The sequence below is a fragment of the Vibrio sp. S12_S33 genome (assembly GCF_963889785.1).
Classification (GTDB): Bacteria; Pseudomonadota; Gammaproteobacteria; order Enterobacterales; family Vibrionaceae; genus Vibrio; species Vibrio aestuarianus.
In genome coordinates, this window is sequence record NZ_CAWPQZ010000059.1 from 1 (window position 1) to 16,049 (window position 16,049).

The window sequence follows — 16,049 nt, forward strand, 5'->3', positions numbered from 1 at the left end:
ACTGATACTCTACGATTACATGGCCAAATGTATGAGGGAACTGGCAAAGCCAGAGCCTGATATCAACTCACTTCTTCCTTGGAACTTCTCACACTAAAACGCTCCGTGGGATCGTGGGGCGGATACGATGGTTAAGAGAGATCATCAACATTTTGTAGTAACAGGTTTTCGCCTTTATTTTTCGGTTTACGGCGTAGTACTAACGTAAGTAACACTCCGCTGACAAAACTGGTTAGCAGCATCAGATACATATAGCGATCGCTTTTTCTGTAGTGGTGGTCCGAAATAGCAGTAACCTTGCCAGTTTCAAAGGTTATACGGACAAAACCAATAATGCTACCGTCGTGGTAAACGGGCTCTACAAGTTGCTGACGGCCGATGCGAGCGGTTTCCAGCGGTGTATCTAACCCTAACACTTCCCTAACGCTTAGCGCACTTTCGCTGGCTGCGAGCTTGATACCTTCTGCATCATAAATGGTGGCATCAAACACTAAGCTGTCTTGCGCCAACTGGTTGGTTAATGCAAGTAAGCGCTCTTGGTCTTGTTCGGCAATCATGTTACCTGCTGATAGCGAGGCTTGTGAAATGAGCACATTAGTGAGCGTCTCTAGCTGGTTGGCTTGAATTCGTTCATTTCCTTTGCTGATCACGACACTATTTTGTACGGTAAAGAAAAACATCCCGGCTAAGAAAACAACCGTAATCACGCGGATTGCGACACGAAATGAAAATAATGAGCCATCCATAATCAACCTAACGGAATTAATTGAAACTTTACCCATATTGATACTTGCGTTTTTAAATTGCAATAGGGTAACGTCTTGCTAATAGAGCCTGATGAGAGATACTCGAAATAAAATAAAGTGGCGATCAATTTTTTTGATGACACCTTGTTCATTGAGGCTGAAAGCATTAACTAAGGAATGATAAACATGGATGCGCTAAAAACCTTGCCAATTAAAAGGCATACCACACTACTTAACCGTTTACCTGAGACTCGTTTCTCTTCTCAATTCGATAAGTCTAAAGCGAGCTGGATTATTTTCGCACCGTATTTATCAACCCAATGCTTTGATGATATTGACTTCTTTACCGGATATTATAATCCGGTGCTTGATATGTGGAAAGTCGGTCACTACGAGGTCGCGTTAATGGCGGGGAAGTTCACTAGTGAACATGAAAAGGTTTTACAAGGTCTTGAAATTGATTATGCGCGCTTAAATGAAGTGCCTGACTTATCGAAACCGGGTCTTATTGTGATGGATATGGATTCAACGGCTATTCAAATTGAATGTATTGATGAGATTGCCAAGTTAGCCGGGGTTGGAGACGAGGTTGCTGAAGTGACAGAGCGAGCGATGCAGGGGGAGTTAGATTTTGAGCAAAGCCTTCGACAGCGGGTAGCTAAGCTCGCCGGAGCGGATGAATCGATTCTTGAAAGTGTACGCACCACATTGCCTTACATGCCAGATCTCAAAGAATTTGTTGCCACTTTAAATGCATTGGGCTGGAAAACGGCGATAGCATCGGGCGGTTTTACCTATTTCTCGGACTATTTAAAAGAGGTTTTACAGCTCGATCATGCGCAATCAAATACGCTTGAAATTATAGACGGCAAGCTAACGGGCAAGGTGTTAGGCGATGTTGTCTCTGCTCAAACCAAGGCTGATATATTGCATGAACTCGCCGAAAAATATGATATTGAAGTGCACAATACAGTGGCAATCGGTGATGGTGCCAATGACTTAATAATGATGTCAGCCGCTGGGTTGGGGGTGGCTTATCATGCAAAACCGAAAGTAGAAGCACAAGCGCAAAGCGCAGTGCGTTATGCTGGTTTGGGGGGCGTGTTGTGTATTCTTTCTGCTGAACTGGTCAAAAAACAAAAAATCAGTTGGCAAGCGAAGCCTTAGTCTGTTGCCGTCACTAATGATGAAAAGAGCGCAGAAAACAGCGCTCTTTTTAAAGCGTTAGTTCTAAACGAATTAATATTTCATCAGTAATATCAACAAGTTCCCCATATCCGACAATGGCAGTAATCTCCTTTTCTAAAGCTCGGGCATGGTGAATGCTGATTTGTGCAAGCTCATTAAGATCACTGCGTAGTAGTGTTGTTATGGGGTCAAATACTGGTGCACTGCAAATACGCAACACGTAGATTTCCCCCATCAGCTGCGCTTTTTGAATGAAAGCAATGCGTTCTTTGGTACTTTCAAAATCACTCAACAGCTTAGATTGGATTGATTGAAGGCGTCCGCCAAATTTGATCGCCGCGATATACACTTCATTATACTGAGGTGTTGCACCCTCGATACGCTTCATAGGTTTGGCTAGCAATGTATTGGTGTGATTTTTAAAAATTGGCTCCAATGAGATTCGATGCTCTTGTCCAAGTTTAGCAAGCAATACCAAATGCGGGGGAAGCGGGTAGTTAACGCCGATTACTTTCGGTCTAAGGTTTACCCCATGTTTATCAATAAATATCGGGGTGCTGATCATCTTATCTAATAAAATATTGTGTAGCCCTTCCAAAAGCTGGTGGCTTGGCAAAACTTCTTCTTTGGCTGGTAGTTTGTCTTGATTATTTTCAATAAGACTATTGAAAAAAACGATCGTTTTGGTTGTTTGAGTATTGTCTTCGATCATCAATTGCAAACGACGGCCTTCAGGACCAATACGCACTACGCTGTAAGGAACACGATTGAGTGGTAATTTTTTATTATAGAGTTGCAGCTCGCGGAAATTGACGCTGACTGTATCTCCTGCCTTCACTGCTAGCGGCGTGTCTACAATTAAGCTTAGCCCTCGCTTTGATAAGTCGACAGTATAACCTTCAGCCGTAGCATCCCCTTTGCTTGATATGGTGATAGGTGATTTGAGACTATAGCGGGGTTCTTTTCTACGCGAGCGAGCATCGAAATAAATACCAGTTGGCTCACCAATGATTTTTCTTGAGTGTCTGAACGCATTGAGTTCACTATTCGCTAACTTAGGCTTGTCGATCAGTAGATAATCTTTGGCGGACTGTTCATCACCAATTTCTTGCAATATCCCGCAGTGGGTCAGTTCACTGGAGCGATCAGAGAGTTCACTGGCATGATTAGCGAGTTCTTTGCGTTCTTCATCTGAAAGCTCAAAGACGAATAAACGAAATGCTTTCCAGCTGTCGCGACGAGCTCCGACATGCCAGAACATTTTACGTTGTTCACGACTTGCTTCTGGCATCATCATTGAGAAGAACAGTGTCTTACCTTGATGCTCATGCTTAAATGAATACATCACGTTATTACTACCGCGAATCCCTGGTTTGGTCAGTTGCTGCATGCGCTCTTTTTTAAATAAAGAACCGAGAGTCTGTTGGTTACGCTCATCATGCCAATATTGCCAGATTGGTTGATTATTCTCTGTCAGCAATACGAGTTTTAGTTCATCACCGCTAAAAAAGACGGGTAGGTTACAAGTATGTTTAAGGTAAGTATGTTCGTAACCACGGGTGCGAGCTCTAATTAACTTGTCTTGGTTATCATGACGCGCTTTTTGCGAATTATTTTGAAGTGCTTCGTTGATAACTTTTTCGATGACATTGGTGTCAGAAAGCTTCAAGGTTCGTAAAAACTTAACCGCATCGTTATCGTAGGACTCTTCAATCCCAAGGATGCGATATTCAATGGTATTGTGCAGGCCAACCACTTCAGACGATTTATTAAGCTCCGAAAAATGAACCTTAATAACTTCGCCCAATTTGTAGTCGAATGCAGCCGGAACTTTGAATTTTGCACCTGAAACTGAGAGATCAACACTTAAGCCATTCACTAGCTGCTTATTTTGTAAGTGGATTTCAACTTGAGATGTCACCCTTAAGCGATTTTCTTGACGTTTGAGGTCGTAGCCCAGTTTGACGGGTTCTGCTTCAAAGAGGGAATTCGCATTGGTTGATTTTTGTGGATTGTTGGTGCCGCGCTGCTGCATGACTCGAAAGTTATTACGAGTATTATTTAACGCTTCCCATACACCATCGGTATAAGAACCAAATTTTTTTATGCTCTTATGATAGGCATTGAATGCAACATCATCTAACCAATGCTTACGACCATCTAATAAGTATTCTCGGCACTCGCCCTGCACTCGCCCTCGTAAGTCGATACTTCTAACACAAGGAGCCATAAGGCGGTTGAGTTCCATCTTCACCAATAATTTGACCGACGGCGGTTCATCTTCTGTCATTTGCGACAAAAGGTATTCAAAATCGGTGGATCCATAAGCCGGAATCAAACGCTCGGCGATTGATAGAATTTCAGATTGCTGCATACTTTTCTGCTAAAGTGTTGCTCTCATAGGTTAATCGGCACAGTTATTATAATCTTTAGTTATCTGTAGCGAAGGTTCAACCCTTATTTAAACAGAAATTAACCTGCATCACTGCAATATATTTTATTGGCTTACTATTTGAGCCAATTGATTATAAATGAACGGCAATAAATCAGAATGGTTGAGGGCTCATGGCAAAAGTAAAACGCGCATATGTTTGTAATGATTGCGGCGCCGATTTCCCGCGTTGGCAAGGTCAATGTGGCGCATGTGGTGCTTGGAACACTATTTCTGAGGTTCGTTTGGCAGCATCTCCCCAAGTTGCGCGTAATGAGCGTTTAAGTGGTTATGCCGGTGCGGTGTCTGAATCGCAAGTACAAGTGCTTTCTGACATAAACTTACAGGAAGTACCTCGATTCTCTAGCGGCTTTAAAGAGCTTGATCGCGTATTGGGTGGTGGTGTCGTTCCAGGTGCTGCGATACTGATTGGTGGTAATCCAGGAGCAGGTAAATCAACTTTATTGCTGCAAACTATGTGTCAGCTTTCTGCTTCAATGCCAACTTTATATGTGACTGGTGAAGAGTCGTTACAGCAAGTTGCGATGCGCGCGTCTAGACTGGGGCTACCCAAAGATAATCTGAAAATGTTGTCTGAAACTAACGTTGACCGTATTTGCCAGATAGCAGAAAAAGAGCAACCTCGAATTATGGTGATAGATTCTATTCAGGTTATGCATGTCGCTGATGTTCAATCATCTCCGGGTACGGTTGCTCAAGTCAGAGAATCAGCAACCGCACTGACTCGTTACGCTAAGCAAAATAATGTGGCGGTGTTTTTAGTCGGACACGTAACCAAAGATGGAACGTTAGCAGGACCTAAAGTTTTGGAACACATTATTGATTGCTCGGTATTACTTGATGGTGGAACCGATAGTCGTTTTCGAACCTTACGCAGTCATAAAAATCGATTTGGAGCGGTTAATGAGCTTGGTGTGTTTGCGATGACTGGCCAAGGTCTGCGTGAAGTAAGTAACCCCTCTGCCATTTTCCTATCACGTGGTGAAGAAGATACATCAGGCAGTTCTGTGATGGTAGTTTGGGAAGGAACTCGCCCATTACTGGTTGAAATCCAAGCACTGGTCGATTACTCCCAACTTGCTAATCCAAGACGAGTCGCGGTTGGTTTGGAGCAAAACCGTTTGTCATTATTGCTTGCAGTGCTGCATAAGCATGGCGGTTTACAAATGGCAGACCAAGATGTATTTGTGAATGTGGTTGGTGGGGTGAAAGTAACGGAAACCAGTGCTGATTTAGCACTATTAATGGCCCTGCTTTCTAGTTTTCGCGATAAACCGCTACCTAAAGACGTGGTTGTATTTGGTGAGGTTGGGCTAGCTGGCGAGATTCGCCCAGTGCCGAGTGGTCAAGAGCGGCTCAACGAAGCATTTAAACATGGTTTTAAAAGAGCAGTGGTGCCAATAGCAAACATGCCTAAAGGTGGTATTGCTGGCATGCAAATACACGGAGTAAAAAAATTGTCAGAAGCGATAGAAGCGTTTGATGAGTTGTAATTTCGTATGAGCTTTCGTTTAAAATACAGCAAATGATGTGAATTTAGCTATCCTTCTTAGGTAGGGAAATACGCTGAAATTACGTAAATCAAATAAATTGATATCGTTTGATTTTGGCATGCAGTAACATAGACAAGTTTTTTTTCTTCTAGAGCACGCAGAGCTATCAGTCTTGACAGATTGTGGTATACTCTGCGCGCAATTTATATCCTATTAACAGAGTAAGACAATGGCAGATTTATCGAAATACAGAAACATTGGTATTTTCGCGCACGTTGATGCGGGTAAAACAACTACCACTGAGCGTATCCTTAAGCTAACTGGTCAAATCCACAAAACTGGTGAAGTACATGATGGCGAATCGACCACTGACTTCATGGAACAGGAAGCTGAGCGCGGTATTACAATCCAGTCAGCAGCTGTAAGTTGTTTCTGGAAAGGCCACCGTTTCAACGTTATCGACACCCCGGGACACGTTGACTTCACTGTTGAAGTTTATCGTTCTCTTAAAGTGCTTGATGGCGGTATCGGTGTATTCTGTGGTTCAGGCGGTGTTGAACCTCAGTCTGAAACTAACTGGCGTTACGCGAACGATTCAGAAGTATCTCGTCTGATCTTCGTTAACAAACTAGACCGTATGGGTGCAGACTTCTACCGCGTTGTTGAGCAAGTTAAAAAGGTTCTTGGCGCTCGTCCACTAGTGATGACTCTACCAATCGGTATCGAAGACAACTTCATCGGTGTGGTTGATATCCTAACTCGTCAAGCTTACGTTTGGGATGAAACAGGTCTTCCTGAAAACTACACAATTCAAGATATCCCAGCGGATATGGTTGATGATGTTGAAGCTTACCGTGAAGAGATGGTTGAAACTGCTGTAGAGCAAGACGACGATCTAATGGAAGCTTACATGGAAGGTGAAGAGCCTTCTATCGAAGATATCAAACGTTGTATCCGTAAAGGTACTCGTGATCTAGCATTCTTCCCAACATTCTGTGGTTCGGCATTTAAGAATAAAGGTATGCAACTAGTACTTGATGCTGTGGTTGATTACCTACCAGCTCCAACAGAAGTTGATCCACAACCTTTGATGGATGAAGAAGGCAACGAAACTGGCCGTCACGCTATCGTTTCTGCTGATGAAACTTTCAAAGCACTAGCATTTAAGATCATGGACGACCGTTTCGGCGCCCTAACTTTCGTTCGTATTTACTCAGGTAAACTGAACAAAGGTGACACCATCCTTAACTCGTTCACTGGTAAAACAGAACGTGTTGGTCGTATGGTTGAGATGCAAGCGAATGATCGTAATGAACTGACTTCTGCACAAGCGGGTGACATCATCGCTATCGTGGGCATGAAAAACGTTCAAACTGGTCACACGCTATGTGATCCAAAAGACGAAGTTACTCTAGAGCCTATGGTGTTCCCTGCACCTGTAATCTCTATCGCAGTACAGCCTAAAGATAAAGGCGGTTCTGAGAAAATGGGTATCGCGATCGGTAAAATGGTTGCAGAAGATCCAACGTTCCAAGTTGAAACTGACGAAGATTCAGGCGAAACCATCCTTAAAGGTATGGGCGAACTTCACCTAGACATCAAAGTAGATATCTTGAAGCGTACTTACGGCGTTGACCTAATTGTAGGTAAGCCACAAGTAGCTTACCGTGAAACTATCACTCAAGCAGTTGAAGATAGCTACACGCATAAGAAACAGTCTGGTGGTTCTGGTCAATTCGGTAAGATCGACTACCGTATCAAACCTGGTGAAGTGAACACTGGCTTTACGTTCAAATCAACAGTTGTTGGTGGTAACGTACCTAAAGAATTCTGGCCTGCAGTTGAGAAAGGCTTCAAGTCAATGATGAACGAAGGTGTTCTAGCTGGCTTCCCAGTTCTTGACGTTGAAGTTGAACTGTTCGACGGTGGTTTCCACGCAGTTGACTCATCAGCTATCGCATTTGAAATCGCAGCGAAAGGCGCATTCCGCCAATCTATGCCTAAAGCAGGTGCACAACTTCTTGAGCCTATCATGAAAGTTGACGTGTTCACTCCAGACGATCACGTTGGTGATGTTATCGGTGACCTTAACCGTCGCCGTGGTATGATCAAAGACCAAGAAGCTGGTGTAACTGGCGTTCGCGTTAAAGCTGACGTACCACTATCAGAAATGTTTGGCTACATCGGTACACTACGTACTATGACATCAGGTCGTGGTCAGTTCTCTATGGAGTTCTCACACTACTCTCCATGTCCTGCTAACGTTTCTGAGCAAGTAATTGCTGAAGTGAAAGCACGTAAAGAAGCTGAGAAGAAGTAATTCTTTAAATAAGCTAATACGTAAAACCCCCGCAAGCGAAAGCTTGCGGGGGTTTATTTTTTGTAATAGTGATTAGTGCTGATGTAAATAAAAACGAATGACGTTTTTGAATTGATACCAATCGTAGTAAGTAACGAGGCAACCTAGTTTGCTTAGTTTTTTAGATTGACATAAATCTCTTCTACTTTAACGCGTGCCCATTCCGTTTTCCGTAAGAACTTAAGGCTAGACTTAATGCTAGGGTCTTTTTTAAAACAGTTGATGTTGACCATATAGCTGAGCTCTTCCCAACCGTAATGTTCAACCAGTTCTGTCAGTAGCTTTTCCAAAGTAATACCGTGTAGCAGATTGTTGGTTTGTGTCATGGGATATCTTTTCTGTTTGATTTTTTCTCAGTATAACAGCCAAGGTTATGCTATCTAGAGTAGAAAAGCGTCTCGAACCGAAAAACGAGTAAATACGCTTTAAAATAAGCAGAGAAAAAAGGCTAATAAAATTATTAGCCTTTACTTGTAACCTGTTAGATATGGTTATTCTTCCCACACAATAAGTTGACCTTTCGGCCAGTTATGACCAATCTCATGATATTTTTGTTCCAATACATGACGTTTGATTTTTAATGTTGGTGTAAGGACGCCGTTTTCTATCGACCATGGATCTTTGATCATCAGGACACCTTTAATTTGCTCATGAGATTCCAGTTCTGAATTCATGCGTGTAATGACTTTCTTCGTGGTTCGCTCATATCGAGCGCGATCGAAATGAGGGAAATTATGTGGGACGGCAAGTAAGATAGGTGCGGGAAGCCCTAAACCTATCAAGCACATCATTTCAACTCGACTGTATTCAAATAACTTATTTTCAATTGGGACAGGGGCAACAAACTTACCTTTGGCGGTTTTGAAGGTGTCTTTTTTACGACCCTGAATGGTTAGATAACCTTCTGCATCAATAAAGCCAATATCCCCAGTGTGTAGCCAACCTTCTTTATCAAATGACTCTTGGGTTGCAATGTCATTTTTGTAGTAACCAGAAAATAAGCCGTTACCACGAACCATGATTTCATTGTCACTGGCAATCTTCAGTTCAATACCTGGGCCTGCTTGCCCAACGGAACCAATTTTATCGGCTCTAAATGGGTAGTTGAGGGTGCTATAGGCAAATGACTCTGTCATCCCCCACGCTTCGGTAATATTTAATCCAATACTGTGGTACCACTCTAACAGTGATGGCGATACCGGAGCACTACCGCAGCCTAAAACACGTGCATGATTTAATCCTAAGCCCTCGGCTAATTTCTTTTTGATTAGTGAGTTCACAAAAGGAATTTTAAGCAGAAAATTGAGCTTTTTCTGGGGCAGCTTATCTTGAATGCGTTGTTGGAACAGTGTCCATAAACGAGGCACTGAAATAAACAGAGTAGGGCGCTGCATTTTTACATCTTCAATAAAGGTATCCAATGACTCTGGAAACGCAGTTGGAACCCCGCCCATAATTGATGACCCAAAGATATAAACCCGTTCAGTAATGTGTGCCAATGGTAAATAAGAAAAAAGGCGATCATCCTCTTGGATACCAATGTGATTAATCAATTGTTGGGCTGACCAACAAAAGGCACCATATGTCAGCATAGCGCCTTTTGGTAAACCAGAAGTTCCAGAGGTATAGACTATCGACATCAGCTTGTTGTCGTAATGTTGAGGTCGTAATTGACTTGGTTGATGCTGTTCCATGAGTGAAGTGAATTGATATTTGCACTTTGGCGCAGAATCGTAGGGCAAAGCGATGCTGATGAGATCAGGCATGTCTTGTAAAACCTGACTTGTCGCCTTGGCATCATCAAGCTTTCCCGCGAGCAAAATTTTACTTTCACTGTGTGTGATACAATACTCGATGGTATCGGCCCCAGCGGTTGGGAAGATAGGAACGCTGATAAAGTCACCGAGCATCATCGCCAAATCACAAATAAACCATTCGGCGCAGTTTTTTGAAATTAAGGCGATTTTATCTTGCGGCTTGGCCCCTAGTTCTTGTAGTGCAGACACCAGCTTAAGGGCTTTGTCGGCCACTTCGGCATAGGTGTATTCAAAAAATTTCCGGTTGATTATTTGTTTTAGATAAACCTGATTTGGGCGTTCCTGTGCCCATTTTAAGATCATCTCATTGGGTGGTGGGAGAGAGCAGGTTTGTTTGCTTAACTCGTTAGGCTGAATCATTCTCTAACTCCATGTTATTGGCAAAATCATTATTGTTGTTATGTTAATTTCTTGTTAACTCTATCATGCTGAAATGATTGAGTGAAAGGAGATTTTCTCTTTGTTTGTCGGAATTTTGACCAAGGTAAAATTTAATGAAATGAATGTGTTTGTCGAAACACACCTGGGCTAACCCCTGTTTTTTCTTAAACATTCGTGAAAAATAGGACACATCTTTGTAGCCACATTAGTAAGCAATATATTCAATTTTACAGTTAGGCTCACTGATCAATAAACGTTTTGCATTAGCAATTCTTTTAAAAGTTAGATAATCAATAAAATTTCTTCCCGTATATTTGTGAAATATTTTTGAAAAATAAGTGACTGAATAGTGACAATGATCAGCAATGTCTTTTGGGGCGTGACTCCAGCATGGAGAACTTGTGTTAAAAAGGTAACCTTTCATCCTCAAACAAGAAATCATGGCTACCATTCAAGTTCAATGTCGATTTTGTAACCAAACTGAACATGTACGTAAACACGGCAAGGAGTAACGGGCTTTCAGCGATTTCGTTGCATAGAATGTAAGCGTTCCTTTCAGCTTGATTACGCTTACGAGGCATATAAGCCTAATGTCAAAGAACAAATTATTGATATGGCAATGAATAGCTCTGGTGTTAGAGAAACAAGCCGTGTCTTAAAAGTTGGCTATAACACCGTGCTACGCACTTTAAAAAACTCTCGCCAAGGCAAGTGATCTCTATACCCTTCGATAAAGCAAATATCTCTCTAATCTGTGAAGTTGATGAGCAATGGCCATTCGTAGGTAAAAAGAAAAATCGCCGCTGGCTTTGGTATGCTTGGGAGTCTCGCTATAAGCGCATCATTGCTCATGCATTTGGTGGCTGTAATACGGATGCTCTGCGCTCGTTGCTCGCTTTGCTCAAGCCGTTTGATATCAGCTTTTTTTTACCGATGACTTCAGCGTTTACACAAAAGAATTACCAAGGGAAAGGCATGTTGTGGGCAAAAGGTTCACTCAACGAATTGAGCGAACCAATCTAATCCAGCGTTCCAGATTAAAACGTTTAGTACGTAGAACAATTAGTTTTTCCAAATCAGAGAAGATGCACGATAAGGTGATCGGAACATTCATTGAACGAGAATTCTATCTTTGAATCAACCGATTGGAGTCGCGACCCAAATTATGTATCCAACCATTGGAGATCATTTCTCTTGATTACCCTCAAATGCTTATAAATTGTAGCAGAACTAATACTCAGTTCTTGACTAACCAACTTGATAGTAATTGGTAAATCAAACATTCCTTCTTCATATAAACGCTTTACTATTGCAAATACTTTATTCTTGCTTGGGATATTATTGTTTGAGTGAACAGCTGACTTGATAGGTTTTAAATGGCTTAGGACTAACCCATTGACATCATTAGTAAAATTTTCTTGCTTATGCCCAGAGCGCGTGTTGAGCATTGCATTCATAAACTCATACAAAGGAATATCTAGAGAGTAATTAATACATAGCATACCAATTGGTTGCTGATCATCATTAGTCAGTAAAACTGAAGCTGATTTGCGAGAGCTAATATCGCCTTCACCTGTATGGTAGACATCCCACTTTTCATCGTTTTCTGTGAATCTGGATATCTTTTCCAATGCGACATTTGTCACTGGTGCACCAATTTCTCGTCCCGTAACCTGACCATTAACAATATGAATAATAGATGAATTTAGGTCTTCAAAGCTATGGAGTACGACTTCACAGTAATCGCCAAACATTGATCCCAAACACTCCATAATAGGGATATAACTCTCCAACTGCTTATGATCCCGCTCAGTAAATACGCAATATCGTTCTCTCATTAAACTCCTCCTTAATGCCTTGAAATTCTACCATTAAGTATAATCCCATTCAACAAAGTTAAATATATCACTAAAAAGTATAATCTCAGACTACAAAATAAACATTAATTATACTTAGTTAAATTTAATTGAACTTGGTCACAAATGGGATTTTCATTTTATCTTATTATCCTTTCCGTCAATAATAACCTAGGAATTACTCCCTATGAACAGCAGTAAAATAGCTACGATTGCCATCCATGGCGGCAATCAAACAGATAAAGGCAATAACGCAATCTTTCCACCAATTGTAACTGCGAGTAGTTTCATTCAACCCAATTTGGGGGAAAGTGGTGAGTTCTTTTACTCACGCTGTGGTAATCCAACACGTAATGCTTACGAAACAGCACTAGCGGAGTTGGAAGGTGGTATTTACGCAACAGCGACTGCTTCTGGTATGGCAGCAACAGCTTTAGCACTAGAATTGTTATCTAAAGACGCGCATGTGATCGTTATGTCGAGCGTATATGGTGGTACTTACCGCCTATTCGAAAGCTTACGCACACGTACTTCTGGCCTCGAATTTAGCTACGTCAATCTCAATGACCTAGATGCAGTAGAAGCTGCAATCACAGATAAGACCGCTCTTATTTGGATTGAAACCCCTACTAATCCATTGTTAGAACTTGTCGATATTCAAGCAGTATGTAACTTCGCCAAAGATAAAGGTATTACTACTTGTGTTGACAATACGTTTTCTACTGCATGGAACCAGCGTCCATTTGAGTTAGGTGCGGACATAATAATGTTGTCTGCAAGTAAATATATCGGTGGCCACTCTGATGTAATCGGAGGTGCATTGATCACGAATAATCAAGAAATTGCAACTCAACTCAATGCTCTAAAAACAACGGTAGGTGCTATCGCCTCACCTTTCGATTCATATTTATCACTACGTGGTTTAAAAACTCTTGATGTTCGAATGGAACGTCATTGCGCTAATGCATTGAAAGTTGCGCAGTATTTAGAAACTCATGACAAGGTGATTGAGGTTCACTATCCAGGATTAGAATCTCACCCACAACACGAGTTATGTCAACGCCAAATGAAAACGGGTGGTGCGGTAGTCACAATTCGTTTAGCTGGGGGCGAAAAAGAAGTACGCCAATTCATTGGCAAACTTCGCTACTTTGTTTTGGCCGAATCTTTGGGAGGCGTTGAAAGTATGGTCAACCATACCGCTTCTATGTCTCACGGTTCTGTACCTAAAGAAGAAAGAGAAGCAATGGGAATTTACTTTGAAACCCTACGTCTTTCTATTGGTATAGAAGATGCCGACGACCTAATTAATGACTTACAACAAGCCTTAGAGGAATAATCAAATGACTGATTATGGAATATGGACGATCATCACACCTTTAGTGACAATCATTTTAGCAATTTGGACACGCCAAGTTATTCTTTCTTTACTTGCAGGGGTATTTGTCGGTTTCACTGTAATGAACGACTTTAATCCTATAGTTGGTGTTAAAGATACATTAGATGGCATTATCAATATTTTTGGCTCTGCTGGCTCTACGCGCACCATTTTATTCTGCTTCATGGTTGGGGGACTTATTCGCCTCATCCAAGTTACTGGGGGAACCAAAGCCCTTGTCCGTTATTTAACGGAAAAAGCAAATATCATCAACAGTAAAAAAGCCGTTCAACTGTTAGCGATGTTTATCACCAGCCTAATTTTCATTGAATCATCAATTTCTATCATGGCCGCTGGTACATCAACTAATGAACTAGCAAAACGTTACGGTGTTTCTCGTGAAAAAATGGCGTATGTCATTCAAGCATCTTGCGTCTCTGTTTGTTCAAGCATCATGATCAACGGTTGGGGTGCTGCTATGATGGGTGTGATCGGTGTCCAAGTTACTAAAGGTTTTGTTGATGGCGAACCATTTAGTATTTTAGCAGGGTCAATGGTATACAACTTCATGGCGTGGTTATCTCTAGCATCTGTTCTGTTCTACGTGCTTTCTGGTTTCAAATGGGGATCCATGGGTGAATCAGAGGAACGAGCTGCAACTGGTAAAGAACTTCGCGATGGTGCTTTCCCAATTACATCTGAAGAAGAAGTTGAAGTATCTGAAAGCGCTCAAGGTAAAGAATCCATTCTAAACTTTTTAGTTCCTTTGGTTCCTACAATTCTTATGGTTCCAGTTGGTCTGTTTATTACAGGTGACGGCAATATCGCAAATGGCTCTGGTTCTACCTCGGTATTTTGGGGTGTAATGTTTGGTACTGCTTGTTCACTGGTTTATTTTGTTGGTTTAAAACTTCTTGATATTGAAAGCTTCTTCCAGCACCTTTTCAAGGGTTACGCAACAATGATCCCGTTGGGTGCAATTATGACTCTTGCATTCCTAATGGGTAACGTTTCTGGCGATTTAAATACTGGTGCGTACATTACGAATGCCATCGATGGCATTATCCCATCAGGCTTCTCTGCAGCGTTCGTATTCTTGATCGCAGTTATAATGGCAATTTCAACGGGTACATCATGGGGAACATTCTCTATCATGATCCCAATTGGTATTCAAATCGGTGCCTCAGTAGGTATTGATCCTCAATTGATGATTGGTGCTGCCATTTCTGGTGCTATTTTCGGTGACATGACTTCACCAATCAGCGATACCGGCATTGTTGCATCTATGGCCACAAAGAATGACCACATCGACCATATTCGTACTCAATTCCCATATGCTATTGCAACTGGTTTTGTGGCTACAGTATTGTTCACCATTTGTGGATTTAGCATGCTTGGTTAAGCACTTTCCTCAGTTAAAACATGAGACCATTTGGAACTATAATGAAACTAATTAACTCAGAAAAGGCACCAAGTGCCATTGGACCATACTCACATGGTGCCATCATTAACAACACTCTATACGTCTCTGGTCAGTTGCCAATTGATCCTAATACCATGAAATTCATCTCAGAAGATATTACTGAGCAAGCAAAACAATGTATCGAAAATGCTAAAGCTATTATTGAAAAAGCTGGCGCCACATTAAATGATGTTGCTCGCGTAGGTATTTTCATCACTAACATGGCAGATTTTGTTGAGATCAATGAAGTATATAGTCATTACTTCTCAAATCACAAACCGGCTCGGGCATGTGTTGAAGTTTCAAAACTTCCTCTTTCAGCTCAAGTCGAAATGGAGTTCACTGTCGACGTAAGTAAATAAAAAATATAATCTCTAAAAACCAGCGTCATATGTCGCTGGTTTTTTTATATAATAGATGAACAAGGCATACTCTAAGTGATTTTAAGAACACAATTACAAAGCAGATACCGATAATTGCAGCACGTATACTAACTGAACTAATTAGTCCCACATTAAGTAACTAAATGAGTCGAATCAATATGAAAAATTTCAACTTAATTCCTCGAGTGCAAATTTCTCACTCACCAACACCTTTGGAATTTCTATCTCGATTATCAAATGATCTAGGTTGCGAACTATATATAAAACGCGATGACTGCACAGGTTTGGCCGGTGGTGGAAATAAGGTTCGCAAGTTAGAATACCTTATTGCTGATGCTCAACTGAAAAACGCTGACACTCTTGTTACTGTGGGTGGCTATCAATCTAATCATGCAAGGCAAACTGCGCAGGGCGGGAGCATACTTTGATGGATTTATAACCCAAAGAAGACTCTAGCCCGATAATCATCGTTCCATCCCGCTTTTTTCAACTTCACTTTTTGGCTTGGCGCACCACAATCACATTGCTTGAGCA

General features: G+C 41.6%; 12 protein-coding genes and 2 pseudogenes. 8 read left to right on the plus strand and 6 right to left on the minus strand.

Annotated features, from left to right (window positions below):
- Positions 1–131: 131 nt before the first annotated feature.
- Positions 132–746, minus strand: coding sequence for a YtjB family periplasmic protein (locus AACW06_RS17515; protein ID WP_071233057.1), 615 nt, complete (start codon positions 744–746; stop codon positions 132–134).
- A 186-nt stretch (positions 747–932) separates the two neighbouring features.
- Between AACW06_RS17515 and serB the strand changes: the two genes are divergently transcribed.
- Positions 933–1,913: a phosphoserine phosphatase gene (gene serB / locus AACW06_RS17520; RefSeq protein WP_192076063.1), complete on the plus strand. Its 981-nt coding sequence runs from the start codon at positions 933–935 to the stop codon at positions 1,911–1,913.
- A 49-nt stretch (positions 1,914–1,962) separates the two neighbouring features.
- On the opposite strand, the gene AACW06_RS17525 is transcribed toward serB, so the two are convergent.
- A complete protein-coding gene (locus AACW06_RS17525) occupies positions 1,963–4,308 on the minus strand; it encodes a PilZ domain-containing protein (protein WP_192076064.1) in 2,346 nt (781 codons plus the stop codon).
- 191 nt (positions 4,309–4,499) lie between these two features.
- On the opposite strand from AACW06_RS17525, the gene radA reads away from it, so the two are divergent.
- Entirely contained in the window at positions 4,500–5,879 is a 1,380-nt protein-coding gene (gene radA / locus AACW06_RS17530; RefSeq protein WP_053310826.1) for a DNA repair protein RadA, read from the plus strand.
- Positions 5,880–6,108: 229 nt separating this feature from the next.
- Complete coding sequence (fusA, locus tag AACW06_RS17535) at positions 6,109–8,199, plus strand: elongation factor G (protein ID WP_192076065.1); 2,091 nt, start codon at positions 6,109–6,111, stop codon at positions 8,197–8,199.
- A 152-nt stretch (positions 8,200–8,351) separates the two neighbouring features.
- Here the strand turns inward: fusA and AACW06_RS17540 are convergent, their stop codons facing one another.
- The 3 genes and pseudogenes from AACW06_RS17540 to AACW06_RS17550 form a co-directional block, all read right to left on the minus strand.
- Positions 8,352–8,564 carry a VF530 family protein gene (locus AACW06_RS17540; RefSeq protein ID WP_192076066.1) on the minus strand — a complete coding sequence of 71 codons (213 nt, stop codon included), beginning with the start codon at positions 8,562–8,564 and terminating at the stop codon, positions 8,352–8,354.
- A gap of 165 nt (positions 8,565–8,729) precedes the next feature.
- Positions 8,730–10,415 (minus strand): AMP-binding protein, encoded by a 1,686-nt coding sequence (locus AACW06_RS17545; RefSeq protein WP_192076067.1) that lies wholly within the window; start codon positions 10,413–10,415, stop codon positions 8,730–8,732.
- Between the two features lie 131 nt (positions 10,416–10,546).
- Positions 10,547–10,809, minus strand: a pseudogene (locus AACW06_RS17550) (helix-turn-helix domain-containing protein); the annotation flags it as partial.
- 67 nt (positions 10,810–10,876) lie between these two features.
- On the opposite strand from AACW06_RS17550, the pseudogene AACW06_RS17555 reads away from it, so the two are divergent.
- Positions 10,877–11,572 (plus strand): annotated as a pseudogene (locus AACW06_RS17555) (IS1 family transposase).
- Between the two features lie 27 nt (positions 11,573–11,599).
- Here AACW06_RS17555 and AACW06_RS17560 read toward each other — a convergent pair.
- Positions 11,600–12,274 (minus strand): helix-turn-helix transcriptional regulator, encoded by a 675-nt coding sequence (locus tag AACW06_RS17560; protein WP_192076068.1) that lies wholly within the window; start codon positions 12,272–12,274, stop codon positions 11,600–11,602.
- A 205-nt stretch (positions 12,275–12,479) separates the two neighbouring features.
- Here AACW06_RS17560 and AACW06_RS17565 point away from each other — a divergent pair, with 205 nt between their 5' ends.
- From AACW06_RS17565 to AACW06_RS17580, 4 genes are all read left to right on the plus strand, one after another.
- A complete protein-coding gene (locus tag AACW06_RS17565; protein WP_192076069.1) occupies positions 12,480–13,631 on the plus strand; it encodes a trans-sulfuration enzyme family protein in 1,152 nt (383 codons plus the stop codon).
- 4 nt (positions 13,632–13,635) lie between these two features.
- Positions 13,636–15,072 carry a Na+/H+ antiporter NhaC family protein gene (locus AACW06_RS17570; protein WP_192076070.1) on the plus strand — a complete coding sequence of 479 codons (1,437 nt, stop codon included), beginning with the start codon at positions 13,636–13,638 and terminating at the stop codon, positions 15,070–15,072.
- Positions 15,073–15,113: 41 nt separating this feature from the next.
- Positions 15,114–15,494, plus strand: coding sequence for a Rid family detoxifying hydrolase (locus AACW06_RS17575; RefSeq protein WP_202884104.1), 381 nt, complete (start codon positions 15,114–15,116; stop codon positions 15,492–15,494).
- Between the two features lie 179 nt (positions 15,495–15,673).
- A complete protein-coding gene (locus tag AACW06_RS17580; protein ID WP_202884105.1) occupies positions 15,674–15,943 on the plus strand; it encodes a pyridoxal-phosphate dependent enzyme in 270 nt (89 codons plus the stop codon).
- The last annotated feature ends 106 nt before the right edge of the window (positions 15,944–16,049 follow it).

Bases quoted from the DNA above. Each gene is read 5' to 3' on its own strand.
- radA (WP_053310826.1), top strand. From the start codon at position 4,500: ATGGCAAAAGTAAAACGCGCATATGTTTGTAATGATTGCGGCGCCGAT.
- serB (WP_192076063.1), top strand. From the start codon at position 933: ATGGATGCGCTAAAAACCTTGCCAATTAAAAGGCATACCACACTACTT.
- AACW06_RS17580 (WP_202884105.1), top strand. From the start codon at position 15,674: ATGAAAAATTTCAACTTAATTCCTCGAGTGCAAATTTCTCACTCACCA.
- AACW06_RS17540 (WP_192076066.1), bottom strand. From the start codon at position 8,564: ATGACACAAACCAACAATCTGCTACACGGTATTACTTTGGAAAAGCTA.
- AACW06_RS17575 (WP_202884104.1), top strand. From the start codon at position 15,114: ATGAAACTAATTAACTCAGAAAAGGCACCAAGTGCCATTGGACCATAC.
- AACW06_RS17570 (WP_192076070.1), top strand. From the start codon at position 13,636: ATGACTGATTATGGAATATGGACGATCATCACACCTTTAGTGACAATC.
- fusA (WP_192076065.1), top strand. From the start codon at position 6,109: ATGGCAGATTTATCGAAATACAGAAACATTGGTATTTTCGCGCACGTT.
- AACW06_RS17545 (WP_192076067.1), bottom strand. From the start codon at position 10,415: ATGATTCAGCCTAACGAGTTAAGCAAACAAACCTGCTCTCTCCCACCA.
- AACW06_RS17525 (WP_192076064.1), bottom strand. From the start codon at position 4,308: ATGCAGCAATCTGAAATTCTATCAATCGCCGAGCGTTTGATTCCGGCT.
- AACW06_RS17560 (WP_192076068.1), bottom strand. From the start codon at position 12,274: ATGAGAGAACGATATTGCGTATTTACTGAGCGGGATCATAAGCAGTTG.
- AACW06_RS17565 (WP_192076069.1), top strand. From the start codon at position 12,480: ATGAACAGCAGTAAAATAGCTACGATTGCCATCCATGGCGGCAATCAA.
- AACW06_RS17515 (WP_071233057.1), bottom strand. From the start codon at position 746: ATGGATGGCTCATTATTTTCATTTCGTGTCGCAATCCGCGTGATTACG.